Annotated in this window: 19 protein-coding genes and 2 pseudogenes; 10 read left to right on the top strand and 11 right to left on the bottom strand. The window is 70.3% G+C overall.

Features of this window, described 5'->3' with window-relative positions; genetic code table 11:
* From ACWCRB_RS40475 to ACWCRB_RS40465, 3 genes and pseudogenes are all read left to right on the top strand, one after another.
* Window positions 1-965 (top strand): formyl-CoA transferase (locus tag ACWCRB_RS40475; RefSeq protein WP_451000833.1); only part of this gene is annotated, 965 nt, incomplete at its 5' end.
* A gap of 194 nt (window positions 966-1,159) precedes the next feature.
* On the top strand, window positions 1,160-2,551 hold the full coding sequence (locus ACWCRB_RS40470) for an OFA family MFS transporter (protein ID WP_451000836.1): 1,392 nt from the start codon (window positions 1,160-1,162) through the stop codon (window positions 2,549-2,551).
* 44 nt (window positions 2,552-2,595) lie between these two features.
* A pseudogene (locus ACWCRB_RS40465) lies at window positions 2,596-3,977 on the top strand (OFA family MFS transporter).
* An 80-nt stretch (window positions 3,978-4,057) separates the two neighbouring features.
* On the opposite strand, the gene ACWCRB_RS40460 reads toward ACWCRB_RS40465, so the two are convergent.
* The 8 genes and pseudogenes from ACWCRB_RS40460 to ACWCRB_RS40425 all read right to left on the bottom strand — a co-directional run bounded on the left by ACWCRB_RS40460 (window position 4,058) and on the right by ACWCRB_RS40425 (window position 12,904).
* Window positions 4,058-5,098, bottom strand: coding sequence for a sugar phosphate isomerase/epimerase family protein (locus ACWCRB_RS40460; protein WP_369031232.1), 1,041 nt, complete (start codon window positions 5,096-5,098; stop codon window positions 4,058-4,060).
* Window positions 5,099-5,158: 60 nt separating this feature from the next.
* Window positions 5,159-6,511, bottom strand: coding sequence for an alkaline phosphatase family protein (locus ACWCRB_RS40455; RefSeq protein ID WP_451000835.1), 1,353 nt, complete (start codon window positions 6,509-6,511; stop codon window positions 5,159-5,161).
* A 230-nt stretch (window positions 6,512-6,741) separates the two neighbouring features.
* The gene (gene eboE / locus ACWCRB_RS40450; protein WP_451000832.1) at window positions 6,742-7,911 is read right to left on the bottom strand and encodes a metabolite traffic protein EboE; all 1,170 of its coding nucleotides are present in this window, start codon (window positions 7,909-7,911) and stop codon (window positions 6,742-6,744) included.
* A gap of 3 nt (window positions 7,912-7,914) precedes the next feature.
* Window positions 7,915-8,763 carry a TatD family hydrolase gene (locus ACWCRB_RS40445; protein ID WP_451000831.1) on the bottom strand — a complete coding sequence of 283 codons (849 nt, stop codon included), beginning with the start codon at window positions 8,761-8,763 and terminating at the stop codon, window positions 7,915-7,917.
* Window positions 8,763-9,401, bottom strand: coding sequence for an EboA domain-containing protein (locus ACWCRB_RS40440; protein ID WP_451000830.1), 639 nt, complete (start codon window positions 9,399-9,401; stop codon window positions 8,763-8,765). Before ACWCRB_RS40440 ends, ACWCRB_RS40445 begins: the two co-directional genes overlap by 1 nt.
* Window positions 9,398-10,387 (bottom strand): sugar phosphate isomerase/epimerase family protein, encoded by a 990-nt coding sequence (locus tag ACWCRB_RS40435; RefSeq protein WP_451000829.1) that lies wholly within the window; start codon window positions 10,385-10,387, stop codon window positions 9,398-9,400. Before ACWCRB_RS40435 ends, ACWCRB_RS40440 begins: the two co-directional genes overlap by 4 nt.
* A 482-nt stretch (window positions 10,388-10,869) precedes the next feature.
* Window positions 10,870-12,027 (bottom strand): annotated as a pseudogene (locus ACWCRB_RS40430) (inositol-3-phosphate synthase); the annotation flags it as partial.
* A 118-nt stretch (window positions 12,028-12,145) separates the two neighbouring features.
* A complete protein-coding gene (locus ACWCRB_RS40425) occupies window positions 12,146-12,904 on the bottom strand; it encodes a SigE family RNA polymerase sigma factor (protein WP_451000828.1) in 759 nt (252 codons plus the stop codon).
* A gap of 286 nt (window positions 12,905-13,190) precedes the next feature.
* On the opposite strand from ACWCRB_RS40425, the gene afsQ1 reads away from it, so the two are divergent.
* The 5 genes from afsQ1 (at window position 13,191) to ACWCRB_RS40400 (ending at window position 17,270) form a co-directional block, all read left to right on the top strand.
* Complete coding sequence (gene afsQ1 / locus ACWCRB_RS40420) at window positions 13,191-13,868, top strand: two-component system response regulator AfsQ1 (RefSeq protein WP_198655456.1); 678 nt, start codon at window positions 13,191-13,193, stop codon at window positions 13,866-13,868.
* Window positions 13,865-15,442, top strand: coding sequence for an ATP-binding protein (locus ACWCRB_RS40415; protein ID WP_451000827.1), 1,578 nt, complete (start codon window positions 13,865-13,867; stop codon window positions 15,440-15,442). Before afsQ1 ends, ACWCRB_RS40415 begins: the two co-directional genes overlap by 4 nt.
* Before the next feature lie 131 nt (window positions 15,443-15,573).
* Entirely contained in the window at window positions 15,574-16,215 is a 642-nt protein-coding gene (locus tag ACWCRB_RS40410) for a hypothetical protein (protein WP_451000834.1), read from the top strand.
* A gap of 178 nt (window positions 16,216-16,393) precedes the next feature.
* On the top strand, window positions 16,394-16,945 hold the full coding sequence (locus tag ACWCRB_RS40405) for a VanZ family protein (protein WP_451000826.1): 552 nt from the start codon (window positions 16,394-16,396) through the stop codon (window positions 16,943-16,945).
* 115 nt (window positions 16,946-17,060) lie between these two features.
* Complete coding sequence (locus ACWCRB_RS40400; RefSeq protein WP_389358675.1) at window positions 17,061-17,270, top strand: PspC domain-containing protein; 210 nt, start codon at window positions 17,061-17,063, stop codon at window positions 17,268-17,270.
* A gap of 80 nt (window positions 17,271-17,350) precedes the next feature.
* Here ACWCRB_RS40400 and ACWCRB_RS40395 read toward each other — a convergent pair whose 3' ends face one another.
* Both ACWCRB_RS40395 and ACWCRB_RS40390 read right to left on the bottom strand, forming a co-directional pair.
* Window positions 17,351-17,710, bottom strand: a complete 360-nt coding sequence (locus ACWCRB_RS40395; RefSeq protein ID WP_369037530.1) for an ATP-binding protein — start codon at window positions 17,708-17,710, stop codon at window positions 17,351-17,353.
* A gap of 136 nt (window positions 17,711-17,846) precedes the next feature.
* Complete coding sequence (locus ACWCRB_RS40390; RefSeq protein ID WP_451000825.1) at window positions 17,847-19,064, bottom strand: adenosine deaminase; 1,218 nt, start codon at window positions 19,062-19,064, stop codon at window positions 17,847-17,849.
* A 134-nt stretch (window positions 19,065-19,198) separates the two neighbouring features.
* On the opposite strand from ACWCRB_RS40390, the gene ACWCRB_RS40385 reads away from it, so the two are divergent.
* Window positions 19,199-19,960 (top strand): alpha/beta hydrolase, encoded by a 762-nt coding sequence (locus tag ACWCRB_RS40385; protein WP_451000824.1) that lies wholly within the window; start codon window positions 19,199-19,201, stop codon window positions 19,958-19,960.
* Between the two features lie 116 nt (window positions 19,961-20,076).
* Here ACWCRB_RS40385 and ACWCRB_RS40380 read toward each other — a convergent pair whose 3' ends face one another.
* Window positions 20,077-21,027 carry a LysR substrate-binding domain-containing protein gene (locus ACWCRB_RS40380; RefSeq protein ID WP_451000823.1) on the bottom strand — a complete coding sequence of 317 codons (951 nt, stop codon included), beginning with the start codon at window positions 21,025-21,027 and terminating at the stop codon, window positions 20,077-20,079.
* 63 nt (window positions 21,028-21,090) lie between these two features.
* On the opposite strand from ACWCRB_RS40380, the gene ACWCRB_RS40375 reads away from it, so the two are divergent.
* Entirely contained in the window at window positions 21,091-22,362 is a 1,272-nt protein-coding gene (locus ACWCRB_RS40375; protein WP_451000822.1) for an MFS transporter, read from the top strand.
* Window positions 22,363-22,455 lie beyond the last annotated feature (93 nt).

Below are 22,455 nucleotides of genomic sequence, written 5' to 3'. Positions count from 1 at the left end.
CGGATGTGATGGTGGAGAACTTCGGGCCGGGTGCGGTGGACCGGATGGGCTTCACCTGGGACCGGATCCGGGAGATCAACCCCAGGATCGTGTACGCCTCGATCAAAGGGTTCGGAGACGGCCCCTACACCGGCTTCAAAGCCTACGAGGTCGTCGCGCAGGCGATGGGCGGGTCCATGGCGACCACCGGGTTCCCGGACGGTCCGCCGATGGCGACCGGCGCGCAGATCGGGGACTCCGGGACCGGCATCCATGCCGTGGCCGGGATTCTGGCCGCGCTGTTCCAGCGGGAGTCGACGGGGCGGGGGCAGCGGGTGAACGTCGCGATGCAGCACGCGGTCCTCAACCTGTGCCGGGTCAAGCTGCGCGACCAGCAACGCCTCGCGCACGGACCCCTGCCGGAGTATCCGAACGACGATTTCGGTAACGAGGTGCCGCGTTCGGGGAACGCGTCGGGGGGCGGTCAGCCCGGGTGGGCTGTCAGGTGTGCGCCGGGCGGGCCGAACGACTACGTGTACGTCATCGTGCAGCCGCCGGGCTGGAAACCCCTCGCGCAGCTGATCGGCCGTCCGGAACTCGCCGACGACCCGGAGTGGGCGACGCCGGAGGCGCGGTTGCCGAAGTTGGCGAAGATGTTCCAGCTGATCGAGGAGTGGACCTCGACGCTGCCGAAGTGGGAGGTCCTGGAGCGGCTGAACGCATACAGCATTCCGTGTGGGCCGATCCTGTCCACGAAGGAGATCATCGAGGACGCCTCGCTGGCCGCGAACGACATGATCGTCACGGTCGGGCATCCCGAACGCGGTGAGTTCACCACCGTCGGCAACCCCCTCAAGCTCTCCGACTCCCCCACCCACGTCACCACCCCGCCCCTCCTCGGCCAGCACACCGAAGAAATCCTCATCGCCGAACTCGGCCTGGGCGACGAGGAATTGCGCCTGCTCAGGTCCAGCGGGGTGATCTGACGTGGGGGCCCTGGAGCGCACCGCGAAGGTGAAGGTGCGGAGCCGTCCGGCTGTTGGGGGGCGGTTCATGACGTAACCGAGCACAGGGAGCGGCCGACGGTGCGCGTCGGCAGCCCCGGGACCCATGCGCGCACGAAAGGCATTTGGACAGGGGGCGCTGGCCAGATCTTTCGACGCAAGGAGTCTTGACCAAGATGACAACCATCGACTACTCGACGTCCGTCCCGTACCGGGAGGTGACGGATCCCAACGGCCGCAAGTACCGCATCGGAGAATCCGATGTCGACATCATGGGCCGTGGGCGCAAGTGGATGGTCATCCTGCCGTGGATCGGCATGATGGGCATCAGCTCCGCCGAGTACGCGTTCACGTCCGCGGAGGACACCCTCCACGAGGCCCACCTGTGGGACAGCGGACACATCTTCTGGCTGATGGGCGTCTGGGTGTTCTTCCAGGCGGCCGTGGCCTTCCCCGCCGGTCAGTTGCGGGAGAGCGGCAGGCTGCCGGCCCGTACGGCGATGATGATCGGCGCGGTCGGCACCATGCTCGGCTACGTCTCACTGGCGTACGCGCCGAACGTGCTCGTGGCCTACTTCGGCTTCGGCATGTGCAGCGGTATCGGCGCCGGTCTGGTCTACGCGACCTGCGTGAACATGGTCGGCAAGTGGTATCCGGAGCGCAAGGGCGGCAAGACGGGCTTCGTCAACGGCGGTTTCGCCTACGGCTCGGTGCCCTTCGTGTTCCTGTTCACCTCGTACATGGACATCAGCAACTACCAGACCGTGCTCGCCTGCGTAGGCGTCGGACTGTGCCTGGTCGTGGCGTCGGCCGGCTGGTTCTTCAAGGACCCGCCGAAGAACTGGTGGCCCTCGCACGTCGACCCGCTCAAGGCCACCGACGACCCGAAGATCCGCCGGGCGCTGGAGAAGAACCCGCCGGCGGTCAAGCAGTACACCCCGAAGGAAGCCGCCCGTCAGCCCGTCCTGTGGATGATGTGGTTCTGCCTGCTCTGCACGGCGGGCATCAACATCTTCGGTATCGCCTTCCAGGTGCCGTTCGGCAAGGACATGGGCTTCGCGGGCGGGATCGTGGCCACGGCGATGTCCCTGAAGGCCATCGTCAACGGCACCGGTCGCGGCGTGATCGGCTGGATATCCGACCGCTACGGGCGGCGCAACACGCTGATCATCGTGTGTCTCGTGCTGGGCACGGCCCAGTTCGGTGTGCTGGTCTCCGGCCAGATGGGCAGCATGCCGTTCTTCCTGTTCTGCTCGATGGTCTCCGGCTTCGGCGGCGGGGCGATCTTCCCGCTGTTCGCGGCCATGACCGCGGACTACTTCGGTGAGAACAACAACGCCTCCAACTACGGAATGGTCTACAGCTCGAAGCTCATCTCCGGCCTCGTCGGCTCCGGAGTGGGCGCGGTCGTCGTCGACAACTGGGACTACGAGGGCGCGTTCGTCCTGGCCGGCTGCATCGGTCTGGCCTCCGCGGTGCTCGCCGTGTTCCTGAAGGCGCCGGGCAAGCCGACGGCCGCCCGCCGGGTCTCCCCCAACCCCCAACCGCTCGGCGAGGAAATGGCCTGACCCACCGGCAAGGAACTGGCCTGACACAAAGGAATTCCCCTGAGATGACGGCAGATCCCCTCGCGACGAACACTTCGTCGTCCGACTCACAAGCCGCACACCGTCCCTACCGAGAAGTCACCGACTCCCGAGGCCGCGTCTACCGCGTCGGCGAGACCGACCGGGACATCCTCGGTCACTCCCGCAAGCTCATGGTGTACCTGCCGTGGATCGCCATGATGGCCATCAGCGTCTTCGAATACGCGTACGGCTCGGCGGAGGACACCCTGTCCCACGCCCACGGCTGGACGCAGAGCAACACCTTCTGGATCCTCAGCGTCTGGGTCTTCTTCCAGGCCGGCATCGCCTTCCCCGCGGGCTGGCTGCGGGAGAAGGGCGTCCTCACGGCCCGTAGAGCCATGTACATCGGCTCGGGGCTGTGCGCCCTGGGTTTCCTCGCCCTGTCGCACCTGAGCAACGTCTGGCTGGCGATCCTGGGCTTCGGCGTCGTCGGTGGCATCGGCGCCGGCCTGGTCTACGCGACCTGCATCAACATGGTCGGCAAGTGGTTCCCCGAGCGCCGGGGAGCGAGGACCGGGTTCGTCAACGGCGGGTTCGCGTACGGATCGCTGCCGTTCACTGCCGAACACTTGTCCAGCGCTCCATCCTCAGGGTGGAGGTGAAGGGCAGTCGGCCCGGAAGGCCGCAGCACCACCGCTAAAGTCGCGTTGTCCGACAACGCAGTTGGCGGACCTACCGCCGGACTGGCGGGACGTCAAGCCTGTGGAGACCTTGTCAGACCACCCTCGGGTGGCAGGGGCCGATGAAGCAGGAACCCAAGGGAGCACTGCAGTAACGGTGCTGACCGCAATCGCCTGCGTTCACGCAGGCGAGGATGTCAAATCGTGATCGTGGTCCTCGCGATCGACTTCGCCAAGGAGGTGGGCTTCGGCCCCTTGGTGGCCGCCTCGTCCATGGGTGTCATGGCGGTCATCAACGGCATCGGGCGCGGTGTCGTGGGCTGGCTGTCCGACAGGTGGGGCCGAAAGCCCACCCTGGTGTTCGTCATCGTCGTCCTGGGCCTCGCCCAGTTCGGCGTGATCTGGTCGGGCGATGTCAGGAGCGAGGCGCTGTTCCTGTTCTTCGCCTTCCTCTCCGGCTTCGGCGGCGGTGCGTTCTACCCACTGTTCGCGGCACTCACCCCGGACTACTTCGGGGAGAACTACAACGCCTCCAACTACGGGCTGGTGTACAGCGGAAAGCTGATCAGCGGCCTGTTCGGGGGCGGCCTCGGCTCCATGGTGATGGCCGCCTGGGGTGGGGGTACAACGGGGCGTACGCCCTGGCCGGCGCCGTCTCCATGGTGGCGGCCGGGATCGCCCTGCTGCTGCGGCAGCCGGGGCACGGCACGGCCGCCCGGACCGCGGAGCCGCAGCCCGCGGGATGAACGGCACGCGCGCGTGAGGAGGCCCTCCCGGAATCCGCCGACCCCGGGAGGGCCTCCTCATGCGCACACGGTGCCGTCCGTCAGCACTTCTCGCGCAGCGAGTGCAGATGCTCGCTGGAGCGGCGCGCGAAGGTGAAGGACTCGGTCGGGTTGTCGTGCTCGGCCTGCCAGTGGTGGGCCAGCCGCTCACCGCGCAGCCGGGTCACGGCGGAGATGAACCGCTGGTAGTCGATGTCTCCGTCGCCGACGTCGGTCATGCGGTAGCCGTACTGGTTGCCGGGGTCGCTGACGCCGTCCTTCACATGGAAGAGCGGGTAGCGGTGGGGCTGCCTGAGTACGTAGTTCAGCGGCTCGAACGGCGCGGGTGTGCCGTCGGGACGCTTGGAGAACCGGAACTGGCCGGAGTAGGCCCAGAAGATGTCCATCTCCAGGTACACGAGCTTGGGGTCGGTCTCGGCGAGGAGTACGTCGTACAGCCGGACCTTCGGGTTGTCGGTGGCGAAGGAGAACTCCTCGGAGTGGTTGTGCTGGTAGAACTTCATGCCGCGTGCCCTGGCCGCCGCGCCGTACGTGTTGAACTCCTCCGCCGCCCGCTTCCAGGCGTCGACGGTGGAGCCGTAGCGGAACGGACCGGAGGCGGTGCCGATGTGCTTGAGGCCGAGGGCCTGGGCGTCGTCGAGGACCTTGTTCAGGTTCTGGGCGAAGGTGTACGCGTTCGGGTCGCTGGAGTAGTAGCCGACGTGGCTGCCGATCGGGTTGAGGCCGTTGTTGCTGGCCAGTCGCTTGAGCTGGGCGAGGGTGATGGGGCCCGCCGAGCCCTGGGTGTATCCGGCGAACTCGACCTCGTCGTAGCCGTACTTCTTCAGTTCGGCGAAGACGGGTGCGAAGCCCAGCGTGGAGACCTTGTCGCGCAGGCTGTAGAGCTGGATGCCGAGCCGGCCGGGCGGCAGGACGGGACGGCCCCGGCCCGCGCCGCCGGACGCGGTCTGGGTGGCGGCACCGGCGGGTGCCGCGGCGGCGCCCAGGAGTGCGGCGGCGGTGGCGCCCGCGGCCACGCCGAGCATGTTTCGTCTGCTGAGGCGGTGGGCGAGTTCGGGGTCGGTGTGCTGGATGCGGCTCATTGCTGGAACTCCTCGGGATCGGAGGGCGTTGTCAGTGGTGAGTGCTTCACTTGTGACCAGTCAGGAGAGACCGGCCAGTTGGAGCAGGAGTGCTTTCACGTCGGTGGCCGCGATACGGCCGTCGACGGCACGGGGGGTGGAGCAGATGAGGAGCGGACCGTCGTCGTCGCTCGCCGGAAGGCGGCCGTGGCTGCCGCGAATAGGTGAGGGATCCAGGGGCACGACCGCCATGCGGTAGCGCAGGCCGAGTTTCTTGCGGGCCAGTGCGGTCGCCGCCTTGACCTTGACGTAGGGGTCGCGCGGATCCATGAAGAGTTCGACCGGGTCGTATCCGGGTTTGCGGTGGATCTCGACGAGCTGTGCGAAGTCGGGCGCGCGTGCGTCGTCGAGCCAGTAGTAGTACGTGAACCAGGCGTCCGGCTCCGCCACGGCGACGAGTTCGCCGGCGCGCGGGTGGTCGAGATGGTGGGTCTTCTTGCCCTCGTCGTCGAGGAGTTGCTCGATCCCGGGCAGCTCGGCGAGCGCTCCTTTGACGTTCTCCAGATCCTCCGGTCGCCGCACATAGATGTGGGCGATCTGGTGGTCGGCGACGGCGAAGGCGCGTGACGCCATCGGGTCGAGGTACTCCATGCCGTCCTGGGTGTGCACTTCGAGCAGTCCCGCGCGGCGCAGCGCCCGGTTGATGTCGACGGGCCGGTCGACGCGGGTGATGCCGTACTCGGAGAGCACGACGACGGTCCGGCCTTCGGCCCGGGCGTCGTCCAGGAGCGGGGCCATGGCCGCGTCGAGGTCGGCGGCGGCCTTCAGTGAGCGCGGGTCGTCGGGGCCGAAGCGCTGCAGGTCGTAGTCGAGATGGGGGAGGTAGCACAGGGCCAGGTCGGGCCGGCGGGTGCGCAGGATGTGCCGGGTCGCGTCGATGATCCAGCGGCTGGAGGTGAGGTCGGCGCCGGGGCCCCAGAAGTGGAACAGGGGGAACGTGCCGAATTTGGCGGTGAGTTCGTCGTGCAGGGCCGGGGGCCGGGTGTAGCAGTCGGGTTCCTTGCGGCCGTCGGAGTAGTAGATCGGACGGGGGGTGACGGTGATGTCGGTGTCGGCGCCCATGGCGTACCACCAGCAGATGTTGGCGACCGTGTAGCCGGGGTGCGCGCGGCGGGCTGCGTCCCACAGTTTGTCGCCGGCGACGAGTCCGTTGTGCTGCCGCCACAGGAGTACGTCACCGAGGTCGCGGAAGTACCAGCCGTTGCCGACGATGCCGTGTTCGGAGGGGACGGTGCCGGTGAGGAAGGTGGATTGGGCGGCGCAGGTGACGGCGGGCAGGACGGTGCCCAGCGGGGCACGGGAGCCGGACTGGCCGAGGGCTTTGAGGTGGGGCATGTGGTCGAGGAGACGGGGGGTTAGGCCTACGACGTCCAGGACGAGGAGGGGAGTGGGGTCGGTGGGTGCGGGGGCACTGCGTGCGCGCTCAGTGGGTGCGGGGTCAGGAGGGACGAGGTCAGTGGGTGCGGGGTCCGGAGGTACGGGCTCTGGTGGTGCCGGGGTTGGAGGCGGCTGGGTTGGAGGCGACGGGGCCTCCGAGGGTGCCGGGGGCTCCGACTGTGCGGGGGCCTTCGGCGGTACGGGGTCTTCGCCGGCGGGGCTGGGGCTCATGGCAGCTCCTTCAGGCCCAGGTCGGTCAGCAGGTCGCGGGCGAGGGTGAGTTCGGCGGCTATGCCTTCGGCGAGCTGGGCGCGGGTGCGGGGCCGTCGTTCGGGCGGGAGGGCCTGCCAGGTGTAGGTCTCGACCTCCAGATGGCGGGTGAGGGGGTGCGGGCCGCCGACGAGCCGGGTCAGGGCGGACTTGAGTACGGGGAGTGTGGAGGTGAGGGGTGCGGCAGGGGCCGCGTGGAGCGGGACGTGGAAGTGGGCGCGCCACGGGGAGGCGTCGGGCAGGGTGTCGCCCTTGAGGGCCTCGCCCAGGTCGTCCGTGCCGCGCAGTCCGGCGGCGGTGGCCGTGCGGGTCTGGTGCAGGAAGCGGGGTTCGTCGAAGGCGGCGAGGGCCTCGCGGACTTCGGGGAGATGGGGGTGTTCGGCGTGCAGAGCGGCTGAGAGCTGGGACTTGACGACGGGGACGCGGGCCTCGGTGAGCGCGTCCAGGGCGGCGTGCGGATCTTCGAAGGAGGTGGCGAGGTGGCAGGTGTCGACGCAGATGCCGATGCGGTCGTGGCCGATCTGGTTGAGCGGGGCGATGGCGTCGGCGGTGGTCTCGACGGTGCAGCCGGGTTCCGGTTCCAGTCCGACGCGGATGGAGCGGCCGGTGAGTTCGGCGAGGGCGTCGAGGCGTTCCGCGAGGGTGCCCAGGGCGGTCATGGCCGTGGCCGCGCGCTCGCCGTCGTATGCGGTGCGCCAGGCGAGCGGCAGGGTGGAGATGCTGCCTTCGGTGACGTCGTCGGGGAGGAGACCGGCGAGGACCCGGGCCAGGTCGGTGGTGTGGGCGAGCCGCTCGGGGTCGGCCCAGTCCGGCTTGTAGACGCGGTACTTGACCTCCTCGGCGCCGAAACCCTCGTACGGGAAGCCGTTGAGGGTGACGACCTCGAGGCCGCGCCGGTCGAGTTCGATGCGCAGGCCGCGCAGGGCGGAGGGGTCGGTGACCAGGGCGTGGGCGGCGTCCTTGGCCAGCCACAGTCCGATGCCGAGGCGGTCGCGGCCGAGGCGTCGGCGTACGGGTTCGCAGTGGTCGCGGAGTTGGGCGAGGACGCCGTCGAGGGTTTCGGCGGGGTGGACGTTGGTGCAGTAGGCGAGGTGGACGGTGGAGCCGTCGGGGTGGCGGAAGCGCATCGTTCACTCCCCGCCGCGCAGGATGGAGTTGCCCTCGTGGGTGGCGTCGGTCGCGTCGACATCGAGGTCCAGTCGGCCGCTGAGGCCGTAGAAGGCGACCGGGTTGCGCCACAGGACGCGGTCGACGTCGTCCTCGGTGAAGCCCTCCGCCAGCATCAGGTCGCCGACCTTGCGGGTCTTGAGGGGGTCGCTTCTGCCCCAGTCGGCCGCGGAGTTGACCAGCACCTGCTCGGGCCCGTAGGCGCGGAGGATCGCGACCATCCGTTCCTCGTCCATCTTGGTCTCCGGATAGACCGAGAAGCCGAGCCAGCAGCCGGCGTCCTTGGCCTCCTTGACGGTGGTCTCGTTGAGATGGTCGAGCAGGACGTGCTCCGGGGGCAGCGCGGACTCCCGTACGGCGTCGAGGGTGCGGCGCAGGCCGGCGAGCTTGTCGCGGTGCGGGGTGTGGACGAGCGCGGGCAGCTCGTGGTCGGCGGCGAGCTGGAGCTGGGCGGCGAGGGCGGTGTCCTCGGCGGGGGTCATCGAGTCGTAGCCGATCTCGCCGACGGCGACGACACGGTCCTTGACGAGATAGCGGGGCAGTTCGTCGAGGACGGGGGCGCAGCGGGGGTCGTTCGCCTCCTTGGGGTTGAGGGCGATCGTGCAGTGGTGGGCGATGCCGTACTGGGCGGCGCGGAAGGGTTCCCAGCCCAGGAGGGAGTCGAAGTAGTCGAGGAAGGAGGTGGGCGAGGTGCGGGGCTGGCCGAGCCAGAAGGAGGGTTCGACGACGGCGCGGACACCTGCGGTGTGCATGGCCTGGTAGTCGTCGGTGGTCCGTGACGTCATGTGGATGTGGGGGTCGAAGATGCGCATCAGGACTCCTTGGCTTCGGACGCCGTCAGGGCCAGGACTCGGTGCAGGTCCTCGGGGACGGGGCGGCCGGCGGCGGTGCGTTCGGCGGCGTAGTCGTCGAGCATGCGAGCGAGTTCGGTGTCGGCACGGGCCCGGTGGTGGAGGTCGGCCACGGCGTCGACGGGCACTCCGGTGAACAGGCACTTCAGTACGGCGTGGCGCCAGTTGTGGGCGTCCAGGTGCCGGGCGGCGTACGGGCCGACGGCCGCGGCGACTAGGCGGGTGTCGTTGGTGCGCAGGGCGTCCTCGACGAGGGGGAGGGCGTCGGGGCCGGGGACCAGGTGGGGCAGGGAGTGCAGGACGGCTCGGCGTTCGGCGGCGGTGCCCTGCCGGTAGACGCGGGTGAGGGCGTCCGGGCCGGCTTGGGCGGCGTGCAGGATCAGGACGCGTACGGCGTCCGCGTGATCGGTGCCGCAGCGGCGACCGGCCTCGGCGAGGCGCAACTCCCAGGCGGAGATGGGTCCGTGGGCGCCGGAGCGGGCGGCTGCCTCGTCCAGGGCGCGGGCGAGCCAGGCGCGGGCGGGTTCGGTGAGGTGGGGGGTGAGTTGGGTGCGGAGGTCGGCGAGGGGGGTGCCAGGGCCGACGTGGGGCTGGGTCATGGGGTGCTCCCTTCGGCGACGGCCGTTGGAGCTGGGGCCGTCGGGGCGGAGGGCGCCGTTCGGCGGAGGAAGTGGAGGGAGTGTTCGGCGTAGTGAGGGCCCGCGTGGGAGTGGCGGGGGAGTTCCACGACGGTCAGGCCCTGGTAGCCGGTGGCGGACAGTGCGGCCAGTACGGGCGGGAAGTCGATCTCTCCGTCGCCGAAGGGGAGGTGTTCGTGGATTCCGCGGCGCATGTCCTCGATCTGGACGTGGCGCAGCCAGGGTGCGGCGGCTCGGACGCAGTCGGCGGGAGGGAGTGGTTCGAGGCACTGGCAGTGGCCGATGTCGAGGGTGAGGCCGAGGGCGTCCGGGTCGTCGAGTGCGTGGCGGAGGTGGTGGAAGTCGGCGATGGTGGCGAGGAGTTGGCCGGGTTCGGGTTCGACGGCGAGCGGGACGCCGGCTGCGGTGGCCGCGTCCAGGACGGGGGCGAGGGCGTCGGTCAGTCGGTGCCAGGCGGTGTCCGGGTCCGTGCCGGCGGGGGTGATGCCGCTGAAGCAGTGCACGGCGTGGGCGCCTAGGTCCGCGGCGACTCGCACGGCCCGGAGCAGGAGGTCGACGCGTCGTCGGCGGTCGTCCGGGTCGGGGTCGAGGAGGGAGGGGCCGTGTTTGCGGCGCGGGTCGAGTACATAGCGGGCGCCGGTCTCCACGGTGACGCCCAGACCGAGGGTGTCCAGGCGGCGGGCGAGCTGCCGGGTGCGGGCCGGGAGGTCGGGGGCGAGCGGGTCGAGATGCATGTGGTCGAGGGTCAGGCCGACGCCGTCATAGCCGAGGTCGGCGAGCAGGCCCAGGGCGTCGTCGAGGCGGAGGTCGGCGAGGCCGTTGGTTCCGTAGCCGAAGCGGAGGGAGGTGGCGGCGGAGGCGTCGTACGGTGCGTTGGACCGGGCGCGTGCGTGCTTGCCCCGGTCCCGGGCGCCGTCTCGGTGGGTCCCGTCGGGTCGCGTGCTCACCGGCGTTCCCCGTCTCCGTCGGCCGGTCGCGTGCCCAGGGGCCCCCTCGGCCGGGGTCCCTCCGCCCAGGCGTCCGCGTCCTGGCCCGGCCCCACACCCGAAGGGCCGACCGATCCCGAAGGCTCGGCGGGATCCGAAGGCCCTGCCGGTCCCGAAAGCCCCGTCGCTTCCGACGACTCGGCCGATCCCGACGACTCGGCCGGCCCTGAAGGCCCCGCCGGTCGCAAAAGCCCCGCTGATCCCGAAGACCCTGCCGGTTCCGAAGGCCCGACCGGTACCGCAAACCCCACCGGATCCGAAGGCCCGACCGGTCCCACAAACCCCACCGGATCCGAAGGCCCGGCCTGATCAGTGAGCCCGGCCGATCCCAAAAGCCCCGCCGGATCCGTGGACCCCGCCGGATCCGTGGGCCCCGCCGGATCCGTGGGCCCGGCCGGTTCACTGGGCCCTGCCGGTCCCGAAAGCCCCGCCGGTTCAATAGACCCCGCCAGCCCCGCCGGCACCAACGCCCCTCCCCCACCCCCCAACCGCCCCGCGAACCCCACCAGCTCCGCGTATTGCTCCCCCAGCCCCGACGGCCCCTCGCCCACCGGGTCCTTGAAGTAGAAGCCGAGTTCGCGAAGGGGACCGGAGAGGCCGGCCTCGTGGGCGCGGGCAGTGAGGCGGGCCAGGTCGAGGATCAGGGGGGCCGCCAGGGCCGAGTCGCAGCCCTGCCAGGTGGTCTGGAGGACCATGCGGGTGCCGAGGAAGCCGTCGAAGGCGATGTGGTCCCACGCGGTTTTCCAGTCGCCGAGGGACGGAACGTCGTCGATGTGGACCGTGCCCTCCGGTGTTGTGCCCAACGTGTCGGCGAGGACGCGTTCCTTGCCGGCGTTCTTCGCCGCCGCCGCGGAGGGGTCGGCGAGGGATGCCCCGTCGCCGCCGCCGAGGAGGTTGGTGCCCGACCAGGCGCGGACCTCCAAGGCCCGTTGCGTGAACATCGGGCCGAGGACCGACCTGAGGAGCGTCTGGCCTGTTTTGCCGTCTCGGCCTGCGTAGGGGAGACCGCTCGTCTCCGCCGCCCGGGCCAGCGCCGGGTGGTGCAGGCCCGTCGACGGGGTGAAGTTGACGTACGGGCAGCCCGCGCGCAGGGCCGCTGCCGCGTACAACGAGCTGGGCGGGAGTGCTGTGCCGGTCGGAATGGGCTCCGTGGAGGCCACGTTCACCACGACCGCGCGGGCCAGGGCGTGGCGTCGTACGAAGTCCTGGATGTCTGCGGCGAAGGCAGCCACCAGGTCGTCAGGGGTTCGGTCCAGCTCACCGGGCGTGGGGGCGCCGGGTCTGATCTCCCGTTCCGCCTCGGCCAGTTCGGAGGTGATGGCCGAGGTGAGGCCGTGCGGCAGGACTCCTGCCGCCGTCAGTGCCTCCGCGCGTTTCGGGAGTGGGCAGTCCATCGTGTCGTGGCCGCCGAAGACGAGGGCGGACAGGGGCGGGAGGCCGCAGTCGGTGAACGGGGGTGTTTCGGTGACCATGCCGGTGGGGCGGTGCAGGCCCGCTGTCACGGCGGCGCAGCCCGCGACGACGGTGGTGGCGACGGAGCCGCGGGCTCCGATCAGCCATACCCCCACACGAGTTCGAGGTTGGGACGACGACGTGGACATGGGCAGCGGCCTCCTTGTCGTTCACGCGCCCCGGCGGCGGGCCGGGTGCTCCCCCGTGCTTCCCCCGTCTACTGCTCCCCCGTCTTCACCGCTCCCCCGAGCGGTGCCCCCCAGGCCTTCAGGCGACAAGCTCCCCGAAGGACTCCTCCTCGTCACGGCCGAAGCTGAGGACCTCGTCCTCGCGCATCCGGCGGAGCGACCGCCAGATGCTGGACTTCACCGTGCCGACACTGATGTCGAGGATCTCCGCGATCTCCGGGTCGGTGCGGCCCTCGTAGTAACGAAGGACCAGCATCGTCCGCTGGAGTTCGGGCAGCCGGGCCAGCGCCTGCCACAGGACCGCGCGCAGTTCGGTGCCGCGCATCGCGTCCGTGTCGCCGGCCGTCTCCGGCAGTTCCTCGGTCGGGTACTCGTTCAGCTTGCGGCGGCGCCACGCGCTGATGTGCAGGTTCGTCATGGTGCGGCGGAGGTAGCCCCCGACCGCGGCCTTGTCGCTGATCCGGTCCCAGGCGCGGTACGTCGAGAACAGCGCGCTCTGGAGCAGGTCCTCGGCCTCGAAGCGGTCACCGGTGAGGTGGTAGGCGGTTGCGTACAGGGAGGCGCGGCGCTCCTGGACGTAGGCGGTGAACTCCGCCTCCGACAGCGAACGGCGCTCCCCCGTGGATTCCTCCCTGTACGCGGCCCCCGTACCCCCCGTGGTACCGCTGCCGCTTCCCCCCGTGTGTGCGTCAACCACCGACATGTACGTCGTGTGCTGACGCCCGGTGCCGCGAACGCACCCCCGCCCGTTCACGGCACCGGACTTCTCAGTGACCCGGGTGACGTCGTGCAGACGCGTGATCACTGCGTTCGCGCTCGTGCTGTGCAGCGTGTTCATCTCGCGCCCCCCGTCGTGGACTTACCCGGACTCCGGCTTGGTTCGTGGTGCTTCCTTGCCTGTGCCGAGAAGCTTGCCCAAGCCACTTCATGACGGTGTCCGCCGACTGTCACAGGCGTGCAACAGGGCCCCTTCCGCAGGAACGGCTCAGCGCACGCACAGCTGGCCCACAGTGAGGGGCGATATGTACCCGGGGTGCCCCGAAATCACCCGACAATCGCCGGACAATGACCCGACAATCGCCTGGCAGTCGCAGCCCGGCCCGGCCATGGGCCAGAATGCATCCGTGCCTTCCCTGTTGCTGATCGAGGACGACGACGCCATCCGTACGGCACTGGAGCTGTCTTTGACGCGCCAGGGCCACCGGGTAGCCACCGCTGCCACCGGTGAGGACGGTCTGAAACTGCTGCGTGAGCAGCGGCCTGATCTGATCGTCCTGGATGTGATGCTGCCCGGAATCGACGGATTCGAGGTGTGCCGGCGCATCCGGCGCACGGACCAGCTGCCGATCATCCTGCTCACCGCGCGCAGCGACGACATCGACGTGGTGGTCGGGCTGGAGTCCGGCGCCGACGACTATGTCGTCAAACCCGTGCAGGGGCGGGTGCTCGACGCCCGTATCCGTGCGGTGCTGCGGCGCGGGGAGCGCGAGTCCAACGACTCGGCGTCCTTCGGTTCGCTGGTCATCGACCGCTCGGCGATGACGGTGACTAAGAACGGCGAGGATCTGCAGCTGACGCCGACCGAGCTGCGGCTGCTTCTGGAGCTGAGCCGGCGGCCCGGTCAGGCGCTGTCCCGGCAGCAGTTGCTGCGGCTGGTCTGGGAGCACGACTACCTGGGCGACTCACGGCTGGTCGACGCGTGTGTGCAGCGGCTGCGCGCGAAGGTCGAGGACGTGCCGTCGTCGCCGACGCTGATCCGTACCGTCCGTGGCGTCGGCTACCGGCTGGACTCGCCTCAGTGACGAAACCGCAGGACAAGCTCCGCGGCTGGGCCGCGGCGCGCAAGGCGATACTTTCCGGGCTGCGCTTCACCAGCCTGCGGCTGCGGCTGGTCGTGGTGTTCGGCCTGGTGGCGCTGACGGCCGCCGTGTCGGCGTCCGGGATCGCGTACTGGCTGAACCGCGAGGCCGTGCTCACACGTACGCAGGACGCGGTGCTGCGCGACTTCCAGCAGGAGATGCAGAACCGCGCGGGCGCGCTGCCGGCCCACCCCACGCAGGACGAACTCCAGCACACGGCGGGCCAGATGGCCGCCAGCAGCCAGCGGTTCAGTGTGCTGCTGGTCGCCGAGGACGACAGCGGGCGGACGGTCGTCGGCAACTCCGGGGCGCTGGACACCTTTTCGCTGACGGACGTGCCCAAGTCGCTGCGTACGGCGGTCGGCAAGGAGCAGTCGATCACGTCGAGCAACAAGTACCCGTACCACCTGTACTGGCAGCGGACCATAGACGGCGACAAGCCGTACCTGGTCGCGGGCACGAAGGTGATCGGCGGGGGGCCGGCCGGCTACATGCTGAAGTCGCTGGAGCCCGAGGAGAAGGACCTCAACTCGCTTGCCTGGTCGCTGGGTATCGCCACCGGCCTCGCGCTGATCGGCTCGGCGCTGCTCGCGCAGGCCGCCGCGACGACCGTACTGAAGCCGGTGCACCGCCTCGGGATCGCGGCCCGCCGACTCGGCGAGGGCAAACTGGACACACGCCTCCGAGTGTCGGGCACGGACGAACTGGCCGACCTGGCCCGGACGTTCAACCACACGGCGGAGGCGCTGGAGACGCGGGTGGCCGACATGAGCGCCCGGGACGAGGCCTCGCGGCGGTTCGTGGCGGACATGTCCCACGAGCTGCGTACGCCGCTCACCGCGATCACCGCCGTGACGGAGATCCTCGAAGAGGAACTGGACGCGGAGACCGGCAGCATCGACCCGATGATCGAACCGGCGGTGAAGCTGGTGGTGAGCGAGACGCGGCGGCTCAACTCCCTAGTGGAGAACCTGATGGAGGTCACCCGCTTCGACGCGGGCACCGCCCGCCTCGTCCTCGACTACGTCGACATCGCCGACCAGATCACCGCCTGCATCGACGCCCGCGCCTGGCTGGACGCGGTCGACCTGGACGTCGAGCGCGGCATCATGTCCCGCCTCGACCCGCGCCGCCTGGACGTCATCCTGGCCAACCTCATCGGCAACGCCCTCAAGCACGGCGGCTCGCCGGTACGGGTGTCGGTGCGCGTGTCCGACGATGACGCCGACCTGCTGATCGAGGTGCAGGACCACGGCCCGGGCATCCCCGAGGACGTCCTCCCGCACGTCTTCGACCGCTTCTACAAGGCGAGCGCCTCCCGCCCCCGCTCCGAGGGCAGCGGCCTGGGCCTGTCCATCGCCCTGGAGAACGCCCACATCCACGGCGGCGAGATCACCGCCGCCAACTCCCCGAAGGGCGGCGCGGTGTTCACCCTGCGGCTGCCGAGGGACCCGTCGGCCCTGACGGAGACCCCGCCCGACCCGAACGGCGCGAACGGCAACGGGGAGGGCGCGTGACGAACGTACGGAGCGTACGGGGTGGGCAGGGCGCGCGGGGCCTGGAGGGCTCGCTGGACGCGCGGAGCGTGCTGGGCCTGCGGTTCGCGCGGGGCGTGCACGGCCTGCGGGACGTGCTGGTCCGGCGGTCCATGCGAGGCCTGCCGTCCGCGCGGGGCGTGCGCCGGGGGCTGGTCGTGCCGCTGCTCGCCGCGCTGCTCACCGGCTGCGGGATCCGCGCCACCGAGGTCCCGACGGACTTCGGTCCGGCGCCCTCCCGGGTCCCGTGCTCCCTCTCCGACGTCGCCGCGCCCTCCGCGTCGGACGCCGCCGCGCAGTCGGCCAGGGGCGTCCCCGTCCAGGTGTTCCTCCTGTGCGCCTCCCAGTTGGTCACCGTCGACCGCTCGGTACGCGTCCCGGATGGCACGGGGGAGGCCGAGCGGCGCGTCCTGGTGGCCCAGGGCCTCCTGGACGAGCTGGCGGCGACCCCGTCCGCCGACGAGACCGAGGCGGGCTACACGACGGACGTACGCGACGGCATGAGCGTGACCGGCCCCGGCCCACAGGACCCCGAGGACACCCTCCGCCTGAGCACGTCCCCGGACGACCTGGCCTCCTACGCCCTCGCCCAGATCGTCTGCACCTTCTCCGACTCGGCAGCAGCCGAGGGAGACGGTTCGGTAGTCCTCGGCGGCCCGAACACAGACCCCCTGCGCCGATACACCTGCACACCGGAGGTCCGGTCGCGCCCGGGCGCCCAGGTTCCGCCGTCGTCGGGGGTAGACGGCAGCTGACCGGTCCTGGAGGCGCGCAGCGCCCCCCGACAGGGGCGCGGGGAACTGCGCGACAAGCCCCCACCGGCCCGCAGCCAACGAACCACCCACCCCCGGAAGGCGCCGTGTGGCACATGACTCACCCCCTCCCCCGGGGCACCCCGGAACCGATCGTGCCGACCCCCGCGTCTTGGGGGACGTGCAGCGTCAACGCTCGGGCGGCCAAAGCGCCGCGATCCGCATCCGCGCGGCGGGAGGTGTCCTCCTCGTCGCCCATCTCGCGCTCGTCGCCTGGCTCACGCTGCGCCCCCTCGACGTCCCGTGGCAGCTGCCCGCCAATCTGCGCCCCTTCGCGGGCATACGGGCCGACCTGGCCCTCGGCTGGCAGGAGGCGGCCCGGCGCATCGCGGAGGGGCTCACACTGCTGGCCCCGCTGGGTGTGCTGCTCCCGATGGCGGGCGGACGCCTCGACGCGTCCCCGCTCGGCTCCCTCTTCCGTACGGTCATGGCGGGCGCCATGCTGTCGCTCGGCATCGAGCTGCTGCAGACCGGCGTACCCGGTCAGGTCGTGGACGTCGACTCGCTGCTCCTGAACACGGTGGGTGTGGGCCTCGCCCATGTCGCCGTGGTGCCCGCCGTACGGTCCTGGCTGCGCCGCAGGAGCGACCGCAGGCGCCGGGCGACCATCCGTACGGAGGAAGCGACTCAGGGTCGTACCCCGACGATTCCCAGGGTCGGGATCGCCCCGTAGAGCGACGCTTCGTCCCCTGTGCGTCCGTAACGTTGAGTACAGATGAGCCGCCCGGACAAGCCGGGCAGGCCCTGTCACTCACCGAACTCGAACGCGAACTCGCATAGGAGACGTTATGGCCCGCCTTGCCCGCCCCACCAACGGCCGCATGATCGGCGGAGTGTGTGCCGCGCTGGCACGGCGCTTCGGGATGTCCGCGACGACGATGCGCGTGATCTTCGTGCTCTCGTGTCTGCTGCCCGGCCCGCAGTTCCTGCTCTACATAGCCCTGTGGATCCTGCTCCCCTCCGAGAAGTACGAGGACAAGGCCCGCGCCGCCTGGTAGTCGATCGACCCGCACGCACGCCGATGGGGCGCACCCCCGGGCCACGGAGGTGCGCCCCATCGGCGCGTTCACAGGGTGGGTCAGCCCAGCGGAATGCCGTTCACGGGGAGGCCGTGCGTGGGCAGGCCCTGCAGCGGGAGGCCGCCGAGCAGACCGGCGACCGGCGCGGTCGGGCCCTCGGACACCAGCTTCGCGACAACCGGCTGCGCGGCCTCGACGCCCGCGCCGAGCGCGGTCTGCCCCTGCGCGACGGCCTCGGCGGCACCCGGCAGTGCCTGCGACGCGCTCTCCACGGGCAGCGTCTGGGTCACGGTGCCCAGCGCGGCGGAGTCCGGGAGGGCGGGGAGGGCCGGGGCGGCGTTGGCGGCACCCGCACCCGCCGCGGCGAAGGCGGCACCGAGAGCGGCGACACCGAGGGTCTTGGCAGCAGACTGCTTCATAGTGAATGCGTCCTTGAATGCGATGACGGGGATGTGAGCGGTCCAAGACCGTAAACATGCCGGGCCGTCCGCCGCAAACAGCGAAAAGCGGCGGAGTCGCACGGACCGACCGCTTTCCGACCGCCCCCGATCAGCCCTACTCCCCGACAGAACCGCTGGTGGAGGCGGTCTGCCGGAACAGCCATTCGGATTTCAGCTCGGCGTATCCGGGCTTGACGACGTCATTGATCATCGCCAGTCGTTCATCGAAAGGAATGAATGCTGACTTCATAGCATTGACCGAGAACCATTGCAGGTCGTCGAGCGTATAACCGAACGCCTCGACAAGGTGCTCGAATTCACGACTCATTCCAGTACCTGACATCAGCCGATTATCAGTATTTACGGTCGCGCGAAAATGCAGCCGCCGCAGCAGCCCGATGGGGTGTTCGGCGTAGGAGGCGGCGGCGCCGGTCTGGAGGTTGGAGGAGGGGCACAGCTCCAGGGGAATGCGCTTGTCACGCACGTAGGAGGCCAGGCGGCCGAGCTTCACCGTGCCGTCGTCCTGGACCTGGATGTCGTCGATGATGCGTACACCGTGGCCGAGCCGGTCGGCGCCGCACCACTGGAGGGCCTGCCAGATGGAGGGGAGCCCGAAGGCTTCGCCGGCGTGGATGGTGAAGTGGTTGTTCTCGCGCTTGAGGTACTCGAAGGCGTCGAGGTGCCGGGTGGGCGGGAAGCCGGCCTCGGCACCGGCGATGTCGAAGCCGACGACGCCCAAGTCGCGGTAGCGGTTGGCGAGTTCGGCGATCTCCAGGGAGCGGGCGGCGTGCCGCATGGCGGTGAGCAGCGCTCCGACCCGAATCCGGTGGCCGTTCTCACGAGCCCGCCGTTCCCCCTCCCGGAAGCCCTCGTTGACGGCCTCGACGACCTCTTCGAGGGTGAGCCCGGCTTCGAGGTGCTGCTCGGGCGCGTACCGCACCTCGGCGTAGACGACACCGTCCTCGGCGAGATCCTCGGCGCACTCGGCGGCGACCCGGACGAGGGCGTCGCGGGTCTGCATGACGGCACAGGTGTGGGCGAAGGTCTCCAGGTACCGCTCCAGGGACCCGGAGTCGGCGGCGTCCCGGAACCAGGCGCCGAGCTTGTCGGGGTCGGTCTCGGGGAGTTGGGAGTACCCCGTCTCCCGGGCCAGGTCGACGATGGTGCCGGGGCGCAGTCCGCCGTCGAGGTGGTCGTGGAGGAGGACCTTGGGGGCGCGGCGGATCTGGTCGGGGGTGGGGCTGGGCCCGGGACCGGGGTTCGCGCCGGCGCCGGCGCTCTGGGTCGTCTGCTGACTGGTCTGACTCGTCGTCCGATCACTCTCGCTCGTCATTTCCGCACTCTAACTCCTACGCGCGTAGATCACCTGTCCTGTTCTCCGTTTCTTCGCCTGTACGTTTCCGCCGATACGTAATGGTGACCGTGCCGACCGGTCTCGTACACCATTGCTTCTGACACTGTTCTGTCATGGCACACCAAGTGACGCCGGTGCGACAGGCCCGGCTGGGGAGGGCACTGGGACCGGAGCCGGCCTCGGTCAGCGGCGTCGTCCTGCTGCTTCCCGCCGGTGACGAGGTATCGAGCCGCAGGCCGTCGCCCGTACTGGCGACCGCCTCCGTAAGGGCGTTGGGCCGTCGGCTCGCCCGCGCGGGCCGTACGGACGGACTGGCCGTGCACGTCGTCCACTACCGCTACCGCGGCTGGAACGGCAGCGAGGCGCAGCTCGCGCACGACGCGCGCTGGGCCGCCGACGAGATCGTCCGGCGGTACGGCGATGTCTCCGTGTGCCTCGCCGGGGTCGACATGGGCGGCCGGGCGGCGCTGCGCGCGGCGGACCACGAGGCCGTCAACTCGGTGCTGGCGCTGGCGCCTTGGCTCCCCGAGGACGACATGGCGGCACCACCGGAACCCGTACGCCAGCTGAGCGGGCGGCGGGTCCTGATCGTGCACGGCACGAACGACGAACGGACCGATCCTGAACTGTCGTTCCGGTTCGCGGCGCGGGCGAAGAAGGCGAACCGGGACATCTGTCGGTTCGAAGTGCATGCGGATGGGCACGGGTTGCATCAGTACCGGCAGGAAGTGCATGCGTTGGCGGAGGACTTCGTGATGGGGGTTCTGTTCGGGCGGGGGTTTTCTCGGCCGGTCGAGGATGCGCTGGTGGCTCCGCCGCCGTTGGGGTTGAGGATGCCGTTGGCTGCGGGGTTCGGGCAGTCTTTGAGGCGGTAGGTTCGGGGTGGTTGGGGTTGTGTTCGGAGTGCGGGTGAGTGGGGGCTTGTCGCGCAGTTCCCCGCGCCCCTAAAAGCAGGCACGTCACCCTTGCGCAGGTAGCGAGTTGCCCCTTCTCAAGGCAGCAGGTTGCCCTTTCTTGCCAAGAGGAACTTCTTGAAGGCGGCCACCGGTGGAGTGTCCGGGTGGCCGTCCAGCCAAGCCACTCCGATCTCCCTGGCTGCTCTCGGTGATGTGACCGTCAGTTCTGCAACTCCCGGGCGGGGAACGGCCGGTGGAGGCAGGAGCGCCACGCCCAGCCCGGCCGCGACCAAGCCCCTCAGCGTCTCCGCCTCCTCCCCCTCGAAGGCGATGCGCGGGCGGAAGCCGGCCTGCTGGCACAGATCGTCGGTGATGCGGCGAAGGCCGTAGCCGGGTTCGAGGGTGACGAAGGTTTCTTCTGCTGCTTCCGCCAGGCGGACTCTTCTGCGGGTGGCGAGGCGGTGGTCGGCGGGGACGACCAGGCGGAGTTTCTGTTCGTCGAGGCGACGGGCGACCAGGTCGGGGGCGTCCGGGACCGGGGAGGTGAGGCAGAGGTCGAGTTCACCGGAGCGGAGGCGTTCGATCATCGCTTCGCCGTAGTTCTGTACGAGGGTGAAGCGGACGCGGGGATGGTCGGCGCGGAAGGCGTGCAGCAGGCCCGGGACGGTCTCGGCGCCCATGGTGTGCAGGAAGCCGAAGGCGACCTTGCCGGTGGCGGGGTCGGCGTCGGCGCGTACCTCGTCGGCGGCCCGCTCGATCTCGGCGAGGGCCCGCTCGACGGAGCCGAGGAACGTACGGCCGGCGGGGGTGAGGGAGACGGTCCGCCCCCGGCGGGCGAACAGATCGACGCCCAGATCCTGCTCCAGGCGGACCATGGCCCGGGAGAGCGTCGACTGCGGGACCTGCATCTCCTGGGCGGCGCGCGTGACGTGCTCCGTGCGGGCGACGCCGGCGAAGTAGGAGAGCCGTGGGGCGAGGAGGGTGACGATGTCTTCTGTGTCACTGGACGGTGACAGGCGAGCTGCTGACCTCTGCTGATGCACCATGGGAACGATTATGGGGTTTCCGTGCATTGGACGGATGAACGGGGGCGTACGTAACTTCGAGGTATGCCTGCTGCCAGTACCGAGGCGCCCATGCTTGTGGGTGCCGCCTCTCCTTCACGCCCCGTCTCCGACTCCCGTATGGCCCCGGGTGGGCCCGGCTACCGGCGGATGAGCTTCGCGCTCTTCCTCGCGGGCGTCGCGACCTTCGCCCTCCTCTACTCCACGCAGGCACTGCTGCCGCTGATCTCCGGCGAGTTCGGGGTGGCGGCGAGCGACGCGAGCTGGACGGTGTCGGCGGCGACCGGCGCGCTGGCCCTGTTCGTCCTCCCGATGAGCGCCCTGTCGGAACGGTTCGGTCGGCGTACGTTGATGACGGCGTCGCTCGCTGTCGCGGTGACGGTCGGGCTGCTGGTCCCCTTCGCCCCGTCGCTGGGCACGCTGATCGCGCTGCGGGCGGTGCAGGGCGCCGCACTGGCCGGACTGCCGGCGTCGGCGACGGCATATCTGGCCGAGGAGGTCCGTCCCAAGGCCCTGATCACGGCGATCGGTCTGTTCGTGGCCGGGAACAGCGTGGGCGGGATGAGCGGTCGGGTCATCACGGGCTGGGTCGCGCAGGAGTGGGGCTGGCGGGCGGCGGTGGCCGTGATCGGTGTGGTCGCGGTGGGCTGCGCGGTGGCGTTCCGGCTGCTGCTGCCGGCGCCGAAGCACTTCCGCAAGGGCTCGCTGCGCCCGAAGGTCCTGGTGCGCACGGTCCGTACGCACCTGGCTAACCCGTTGCTGCGACGGCTGTACGCGATCGGCGCACTGTTCATGACGGTGTTCGGCGGGGTCTACACGGTGATCGGGTACCGCCTGACGGAGGCGCCGTTCAGCTTGCCGCAGGGTGTGGTCGGGTCGATCTTCCTGGTGTACCTGGTGGGTACGGTGTCGGCGTCCACGGCGGGGAAGCTGGTGGCGCGGCTGGGGCGGCGGGGTGCCCTGTACCTGGCGGGCGGCACGACGACGTCGGGCCTGCTGTTGTCGTTGTCGGACACCTTGGCGCTGGTTCTCCTGGGCCTGGTGCTGATCACGGCGGGGTTCTTCGCGGGGCACGCGGTGGCGTCGTCGGCGGTGAGCCATACGGCGAAGGAGGGGCGGGCGCAGGCGTCGGCGCTGTATCAGTCGGCGTACTACCTGGGCTCCAGCGTCGGCAGTGCGGTGGGCGCGGTGGCGTTCCACGCGGGGGGCTGGTCGGGGACCGTGGGGGTCGGGTTGCTGGCGGTGCTCGGGGTTGTGGGGATCACGGTGATGGGGTCTCGGGCGGCGCGGGGTGCGCGGGTGGCTGCGGCGGCCTGACAAGGCTTTTCTCGCCCCCGCCGCCCCTACCCGTCCCATCCTCGGGGGCTCCGCCCCCGAACCCCCTTGTCCTCAAACGCCGGACGGGCTGAC

This window comes from Streptomyces sp. NPDC002156 (genome assembly GCF_053593675.1).
The sequence above is the reverse complement of the archived record's forward strand: the minus strand, read 5'-3'. Positions and strand labels throughout refer to the sequence as shown.